The organism is Mesorhizobium sp. M2A.F.Ca.ET.037.01.1.1 (assembly GCF_003998075.1).
In the GTDB taxonomy this organism is placed as follows: Bacteria; Pseudomonadota; Alphaproteobacteria; order Rhizobiales; family Rhizobiaceae; genus Mesorhizobium.
On sequence record NZ_RZSA01000645.1, the window covers coordinates 1 to 3,953 of the forward strand.

Consider the following 3,953-nt stretch of genomic DNA (forward strand, 5'->3'; position numbering starts at 1 on the left):
GGTCGAAGCCGAGCGCAAAGCTGGGGCCGATCGCAACCCCCGCGCCGACGAAGCCGAGGACAATGCTGCCCAGGCGCGACGGGCCGAGCCGTTCACGCCGCTTCCGGGCCATGATGAGCACCAGCATCACCGGCCACAGATAAGCGACGACATTCGCCTCCGCCGGCCCGATCCTGGGCATGGCGAAGAGATAAAGGACATTGTTGACGAGGAGGCCGACGCTGACCAGAAGGACCGTGCGGAACGGCGTGGCGACGAAGGAGGCGGTGCGCCTACGCATGAACGCCATGAAAAGCGCGGCGACAAAGCCTATGGCCGCAGCCAGCCCAAAGACCAGGAACGGAGGCGCGGGGCTCGCCAGCGTGGCCAGTGTCGGCCATGTCGCCCAGAAAAGCACGGCCCCCACGGCAAGGGCGGCCGCCCTGGCTCGCGGACCGAGCGGCCGCAGCCCGTCCAAGGGCAGTTGGAGGCGGAAGACCGATGCTGCAGATACTGTTTCCATACCGCCGAATAGAATAGAACTGCGGCCTGACCTGACAAGCAAGTCCTCGTGAATACCGAGCTCGGCGAGCCGATCACGCCCGCCGAAATGGCCGGTATCGCACTTAGGGACGCCAGGCGGCGCTCCGCGCCCCGAAAATCAGGCCGCGTTCGAGCCTGTCACTTGCGCCGAGATCGCGTCGGGTCCGAACTCGTCCTCGCCGGAAATCTTGAGGATCTCCTGCAGCCTAGTGCGCGCCCGGCTGACCCGGCTCTTGATCGTGCCGACCGCGCAGCCGCAGATTTCGGCGGCTTCCTCGTAGGAAAAGCCGGAAGCGCCGATCAGGATGATGGCTTCGCGCTGGTCCTCGGGCAGTTGCTCGAGCGCGCCGCGGAAATCCTTGAGGTCGAGCTGACCGTGCTGGGCCGGATGGACGGCAAGCCTGGCGGTCATGATGCCGTCGCTGTCCTGCACTTCGCGGCCGCGCTTGCGCATCTGCGAATAGAATTCGTTGCGCAGGATGGTGAACAGCCAGGCCTTGAGATTGGTGCCCGGCTGGAAACTCTCATGCTTGTCCCACGCCTTGACCAGCGTTTCCTGGACGAGGTCGTCGGCACGGTCGGCGTTCTGCGTCAGCGACACGGCAAAAGCACGCAGGCTCGGGATCGCACCGAGTAGCTCGGTCTTGAAGCTCTGGGATACCGCCGCCATGCCTCAGTCCTTTTTCTGGGCAGGTTCGGTCTGTTCCAGCTGGCTGAGCAACTGAGCGAAACGGTCCGGCACATGATCCGAGACCAGCTCGTCGTAATATTGCTTGAGCTTGCGGGCAATTTCGGAGTTTGCTCCAAGCGGGTTGCCATCCCCGTTCCGATGCCTGCTCTTGGCATCAGCCATCTGTTTTTTTGACATTTCTTTCATGTTAGCCCTAGTTTCCAGCACCGGAACCGCTCTTCGACTTCAAACCACAACGCAAGCGGAACCCTCGTCTGGTTGCCCAACCCGAGACCCCGAAACGCAGGCCTGCTAATTTAGTTCCATGGCTGGCGGAACTTTTTCCGGAAGCCGGCGTTGGTTTTCCAGGGGCTGGCAACAGCATGGCCTTGAACGTGCAACGTCATCTGAGGGAGACGTAAATAATGAGTTTGTCCGCAACCATCGCTCCGCATCTTCCGTTCCTGCGCCGCTTCTCGCGCGCGGTGTCCGGATCGCAGGAAAGCGGTGACGCGCTGGTCGCCGCGATGCTGGAAGCCATCATCGCCGACACTAATATCTTTCCCGAAGCCTCCAGCGACCGTATTGCGATATATAAGGTGTTTGCCAGGCTCTTCACCTCAGTTGCCATCCGCGTGCCGCAGGAGCAGGCTCAGACAGCCTGGGAGCAGCGGGCGGCCGCCAATCTGAACGCGATCGCGCCCTTGCCGAGGCAGGCTTTCCTTCTTGTCGCCGTGGAGGGTTTCAGCGAGGACGAGGCCGCGGAGGTTCTCGACGTCGACGACGACGAGTTCTCGGAGTTGCTTGCGCAGGCAAGCAGCGAGATTTCGCGACAGGTCGCGACCGATGTGCTGATCATCGAGGACGAGCCGCTGATTGCCATGGACATCGAGGAGATGGTCGAAAGCCTCGGCCACCGGGTCGTTGGCACGGCACGTACACATGCCGAGGCAGTGGCCATGTTCGGCAAGACGCGGCCGAAAATGGTACTGGCCGACATACAGCTCGCCGACGGCAGCTCTGGCATCGAGGCCGTCAACGAGATCTTGTCGTCGACACCGGTGCCGGTGATCTTCATCACCGCCTTCCCGGAACGCCTGCTGACCGGCGAACGCCCTGAGCCGGCCTTCCTGGTCACCAAGCCTTTCAATCCCGACATGGTCAAGGCTCTGATCAGCCAGGCCCTGTTCTTCGACCGGCAGGCCAAGGCCGCCGCCTGATCCGCTCCGAATGCTGGACCGTTTTGAGCGTCAGCGGGGCCTTCGCGCCTCGCATGACGCTCATCAGTTTGCGATCTGAAAAGTCCCTTCAAAGGGGATCGTCTTTTTCAGCAAATGGTGGAACAAACGGCACCGACCCACGTTCTTTTCCCGACATAACAAGGAGACGCATCATGCTGTACTGGGCGCTCGTATTTCTCGTAGTTGCGATCATCGCCGGCGCGCTTGGGTTCGGCGGCATCGCCGGCACGTCGGCGGGCATCGCGCAAATCCTGTTCTTCATCTTCCTCGCCTTCCTGGTGATTTCGCTCATCGCGGGCCTCTTCAGGAGAGCCTGACGCGACACTGGAAGCCGCACCCCTCAAACGGTTTCCAGCCACCGCCGGGCGGCGTCTCGAAAGAGCGCCGTCCGGCGGACCGTTTTGGAGAGCCTGCGGCGTCGGAACCAGTTGCGGATTGAAACCGTTCAAGGACCGAGTGCGGGGATGTTCCGATGCCTCCCGAGGATCCCACCAAGGACAGGACTGAAAGGCGTGACGGCGAGGTGATCGCGATGCATCCCGCCGAAAGCGGGATGCAGGTGGGGCGAGCCTTGCTTCATGCCCTGCACAATGCCGGAATCTCGGTTCTTTATCAGGATCGGCAGATGAAAACAGTCTGGGCGCGCAACATGGGCGCGCCGTGGGCCTCCGAAACCGCCGACGGCAAGGACCAGCTTTCGCCGACGCAGGCCGAACGTATAAGCGCCGTCAAGCTCAAGGTGATCGAATCCGGCAACGCCGACCAGCTCGAGCTCAGCATTCCAGGAAGCCAGGGCGTCCGTTGGTTCCAGCTTTGGGTCGATGCCGACCGCGGCGACGCCGGCGAAGTCCTCGGCGTCGTCACTACCATGGTGGAAACGACGGAGCAGAAACGTCGCGAGCAGACGCTGAAGGCATTGCTGCGCGAAGTCAGTCACCGATCGAAAAACCTCCTGGCCATCATCCAGAGCATCGCCACACAGACAGGACGCTACGCGGAGACGCTCGGTGAGTTCCTGGCGCGGTTTCGCGGCCGGCTGCAATCGCTCGCGTCCTCGCAGGATCTGGTCACATCCTCCAACTGGCGGGGAGCGGCGCTGCAGGAACTCGTATCCGGCCAGGTCGGCCGCTACAGCGCCGATCTGGCCCGGAGCCTGCGGTTCGCGGGCGACAATCCCTATCTTAACCCCAATGCCGCCCTGCATATCGGCTTGGCGATGCACGAATTGGCTGTGAACTCGGTGAGCTACGGCGCGCTGTCGCGAGCTGACGGCCATGTCGAAGTGAGCGCAAGGCTTGAACCCGAAAGCGGAAGCTCGCCCAGCCTTTTGCTGACCTGGACGGAGGCGGTCGGCGACGCGCCGCGCAATGAGAAGCGCTTCGGCAGCGTGGCGCTGGAGCGCGTCGTGCCGATGTCGCTGAACGGCTCCGCGACGCTCGAAATCGGCAAGGACCGTATGGAATACCGCCTCACCGTCCCGCATGGAAATTTCGAGACGGATTGATTGCGCCCTATGGCGC

At 62.6% G+C, this 3,953-nt stretch carries 6 protein-coding genes; 3 read left to right on the forward strand and 3 right to left on the reverse strand.

Going from position 1 to position 3,953, the window contains the following annotated elements; genetic code table 11:
- The 3 genes from EOA27_RS26085 to EOA27_RS26095 all read right to left on the reverse strand — a co-directional run.
- Positions 1-502 (reverse strand): EamA family transporter (locus tag EOA27_RS26085; protein ID WP_145970536.1); only part of this gene is annotated, 502 nt, incomplete at its 3' end.
- A gap of 138 nt (positions 503-640) precedes the next feature.
- Positions 641-1,192, reverse strand: coding sequence for an RNA polymerase sigma factor (locus EOA27_RS26090; RefSeq protein ID WP_027166584.1), 552 nt, complete (start codon positions 1,190-1,192; stop codon positions 641-643).
- A 3-nt stretch (positions 1,193-1,195) separates the two neighbouring features.
- Positions 1,196-1,399 (reverse strand): NepR family anti-sigma factor, encoded by a 204-nt coding sequence (locus tag EOA27_RS26095; RefSeq protein ID WP_042641626.1) that lies wholly within the window; start codon positions 1,397-1,399, stop codon positions 1,196-1,198.
- Positions 1,400-1,617: 218 nt separating this feature from the next.
- Between EOA27_RS26095 and EOA27_RS26100 the strand changes: the two genes are divergently transcribed.
- The 3 genes from EOA27_RS26100 to EOA27_RS26110 all read left to right on the forward strand — a co-directional run bounded on the left by EOA27_RS26100 (position 1,618) and on the right by EOA27_RS26110 (position 3,937).
- Positions 1,618-2,412, forward strand: coding sequence for a response regulator (locus tag EOA27_RS26100; RefSeq protein WP_126080878.1), 795 nt, complete (start codon positions 1,618-1,620; stop codon positions 2,410-2,412).
- Positions 2,413-2,585: 173 nt separating this feature from the next.
- A complete protein-coding gene (locus tag EOA27_RS26105) occupies positions 2,586-2,750 on the forward strand; it encodes a DUF1328 domain-containing protein (protein ID WP_018429836.1) in 165 nt (54 codons plus the stop codon).
- Positions 2,751-2,905: 155 nt separating this feature from the next.
- The gene (locus EOA27_RS26110) at positions 2,906-3,937 is read left to right on the forward strand and encodes a sensor histidine kinase (RefSeq protein ID WP_126080877.1); all 1,032 of its coding nucleotides are present in this window, start codon (positions 2,906-2,908) and stop codon (positions 3,935-3,937) included.
- The last annotated feature ends 16 nt before the right edge of the window (positions 3,938-3,953 follow it).

What these genes read in the sequence shown, in the direction of transcription:
- EOA27_RS26110 (WP_126080877.1), top strand. Translation starts at nt 2,906, where the DNA reads ATGCCTCCCGAGGATCCCACCAAGGACAGGACTGAAAGGCGTGACGGC.
- EOA27_RS26100 (WP_126080878.1), top strand. Translation starts at nt 1,618, where the DNA reads ATGAGTTTGTCCGCAACCATCGCTCCGCATCTTCCGTTCCTGCGCCGC.
- EOA27_RS26105 (WP_018429836.1), top strand. Translation starts at nt 2,586, where the DNA reads ATGCTGTACTGGGCGCTCGTATTTCTCGTAGTTGCGATCATCGCCGGC.
- EOA27_RS26095 (WP_042641626.1), bottom strand. Translation starts at nt 1,399, where the DNA reads ATGAAAGAAATGTCAAAAAAACAGATGGCTGATGCCAAGAGCAGGCAT.
- EOA27_RS26090 (WP_027166584.1), bottom strand. Translation starts at nt 1,192, where the DNA reads ATGGCGGCGGTATCCCAGAGCTTCAAGACCGAGCTACTCGGTGCGATC.